3 protein-coding genes are annotated in these 2,895 nt (G+C 39.6%); all 3 read left to right on the forward strand.

The features are described from left to right. The first annotated feature begins 106 nt into the window (after positions 1 to 106). The 3 genes from K245_RS25825 (at position 107) to K245_RS0121145 (ending at position 2,806) form a co-directional block, all read left to right on the forward strand. On the forward strand, positions 107 to 493 hold the full coding sequence (locus tag K245_RS25825) for a tyrosine-type recombinase/integrase (RefSeq protein WP_232223863.1): 387 nt from the start codon (positions 107 to 109) through the stop codon (positions 491 to 493). A gap of 1,300 nt (positions 494 to 1,793) precedes the next feature. Continuing rightward, the gene (locus tag K245_RS0121140; RefSeq protein ID WP_027360760.1) at positions 1,794 to 2,417 is read left to right on the forward strand and encodes a hypothetical protein; all 624 of its coding nucleotides are present in this window, start codon (positions 1,794 to 1,796) and stop codon (positions 2,415 to 2,417) included. Positions 2,418 to 2,548: 131 nt separating this feature from the next. Beyond that, the gene (locus K245_RS0121145) at positions 2,549 to 2,806 is read left to right on the forward strand and encodes a DUF262 domain-containing protein (protein WP_027360761.1); all 258 of its coding nucleotides are present in this window, start codon (positions 2,549 to 2,551) and stop codon (positions 2,804 to 2,806) included. Positions 2,807 to 2,895: the final 89 nt, after the last annotated feature.

Consider the following 2,895-nt stretch of genomic DNA (forward strand, 5'->3'; position numbering starts at 1 on the left):
TGATCCTCCATATCACAACATTGGATAACCGGGTTTGCATTAAGCGGGAATTCTAATTGTCGTCAGGGGGGATTTATAACTGTCGTTGATCACTCATATTGTACCATTGGCGACTCAGGCTTTAGAAATACTGAAAGAGCTTCACACTGTCACAGGAAGCGGCAAATATCTTTTCCCAGCCAATGGAAAGCCAGGCCAACACATGAGCGAAAATACCATCAATCAGGCGTTAAGGCGCATGGGGTATTCAAGCGAGGATATGACAGGGCACGGATTTAGGGCAATGGCAAGAACCATTCTTGATGAAGTGTTGCAGGTACGGCCTGATTTCATAGAACACCAGCTCGCACATGCTGTGAGAGATCCTTTGGGAAGGGCTTACAACAGAACGTCACATCTTGAGGAAAGGCGCAAGATGATGCAGAAATGGGCCGATTACCTGGACGGACTCAAGGCAGGGGCAAAGGTTATCCCATTCAAGGCCCAGGCCTGATTCATTATTGGCGGCAAATATAATTTTCAGGCGCCATAAAAAAAGGGGCTAAGACAACGAGACAACGTCAAGATAACGGCAAGATTAACGCTAAGATAAGGCTAATTTTCTTTCTTGTTGGTTTTGCCTATGGTGGAATTTTTTGAGTCCATAAAAAGGGGCAGAATTATTGAAACAACAAGATTGAACGGCCAGATTACGGCCATATTTGAACGGTAAGGTTACACTTGTTTTCTTTCTTGGCTGATATGCCACGTTGGAGTTTCTCCAGTCCTTAAAAAAGAGGCGTTACCCCAATATAACCGCAATAATGATAAAGGGGCTGGTCATGATTCGATTCTGTATGGTGTTTTTACGTAACCTATGAAACCCATTGACAGTCAAGGACTTAAATGATTTTAACCTTTGAAAAGGCTTTCTTTTTTAAGGAATTTTTCTGAATTTTGTCTGTCCATAAAAAGACTCAAATTTTTTGACTGCCTGTTATTATACCACAGAGATATCACGGCTATGTGATATAAAAATAGTACATTCAATTTCTTTCGCTGTTTGGCCTGACAACGTCAAAAGCCATGATTGTTAATAGATCAGAACATTTTTAGCCTTTAAAATAGAGACTTTTTTGAGGGAAAAATATAAAAAGTCTCATCATGAACTTGTATTTTTTATGGCGTTGGATTGCTTATCGGTGATATGTGGCTATTGAAGTATTCTTGATATCAATACTTCAAACATGGAAAAATAAATGCCTGATTTTCCATATTTTGCCCATAATATCGGAATAGGTGGAAAATCTGTCCACTTATTACCCTGTTGGAAATCTGTTTCCGGGGTATTGCCAGGTTTTATAAGTTTTCGCGCTTTGGCTCAGTTGGCAAATAAAAGTGGTTAAAGCTTTTGCCTTTTCTGTTTTGTCGCTCGGGTAAATTACTTGGCTTTTTTAGCTCCGTATTTCCAGATTTTGGCTAAAGTTTTCTGGCATTTCCTCAGCTTCCAGTTGTTTCAGCTTTATTGGTTTTTCCTTTTGCTGCTGTGGATTTTCCGGTTTGTCGGTAAAATAGTCTTGGTTCATTAGTTTTTGCTTTTATTGCTGAGTCTGTTTTAAAGCTGTTGCGGGGTCAAGCTTTTCGGGGTTGCTCCATCAGCTTCTTGTTAATGGCAGCGCTGTTTCCTTTTAAGCGCCTAATTTCCAACAAGTCGCCCAAGCTGACGCCGACACGCACCGATTTCGCCAGCAAGGCAGCGGCAGCGCAGCTTAGCTCACCGTTAGGCTTAAATTTAGAAATCAAAAGAGTGTGCGATGAAAAAAGGTAGGATTTCAAAGTCAGAAATAGTAAGCGCTTGTCAGTCCGGCATTGTTTCAGCTCACCAACAATACTTAAATATGTCCGAATATTGGCTTTGGTCAGCGCCTGAATATTTTATTACTTCAGCAATCGCTCAGTCATTAATGTCTGTAAACGGTAATAAATACGTGACATTAGAAAATAAAGCATATGATGCTCTATACGATGCAAATGCTTTAGGAAAAGGTAAACTTCATTCTGATATAAGGTCAAATGGACGTTTTGACATACTACTTTGGTGGGCCAAAGGACAGCCGAGAGCTGTAATTGAAGTCAAAAATAGAGTGACAAATATTACTCAATATGAAGCAGATATTAAGAGAATAAAAACAGTATTAAACAGAAAATCCATCGACTCTTCAATAGAATTTGGTTTATTTTCATTTTTTACTCTGGCTCAAGATTCAACTACAACTACAGGTACAGAAACCTTGCAGTCTAGATTTAAAACAATAAAAATTAATATTAACGAGATACTTGGTAACGAATTTTCAGCAGATCTTGTTTCTCATATTGAATATTGCAACCAAGAAAAAGCGAGTTGGGCAGCTGCAACCATTTTAATCGAGCGCGCCTAACATTTCGCCCATGTCGACGCCGGGGGAGCTGCGTGGGTTTAACCAGCACAGCGGCGGCGCGGTATACCTTTCCGTTGGGCGTCCAAGTCAAAGCGTTAATCTAAGCTATAGAAATTAATAGGAGAGGATACATGAGCAATACAGAAAATGTTGATCGTGAAATTCGGACTACGGCAGTTGATTTTTCTTTTGGAGAATTGCTAAATCTTCACAACGATAAAGAAATTATCATTCGACCTGAATATCAGCGATTATTCCGATGGACTAATGAACAAAGATCGAGATTAATCGAATCAATTATACTTGGCTTACCAATTCCACCAATTTTCCTTATTGAAGGCGAGCACGGTGTATTGGAACTAATTGATGGCCTGCAGAGAACAAGATAAGTGGTCGGTTTTGATTGGACAGATTTTCTGAAAATATAAGTGAAAATCCTATCAACAAATCCTTATATAATTTTGACCTCTGTGTCTCA

Origin of the sequence: Desulforegula conservatrix Mb1Pa, from assembly GCF_000426225.1 — a bacterium.
GTDB lineage: Bacteria > Desulfobacterota > Desulfobacteria > Desulfobacterales > Desulforegulaceae > Desulforegula > Desulforegula conservatrix.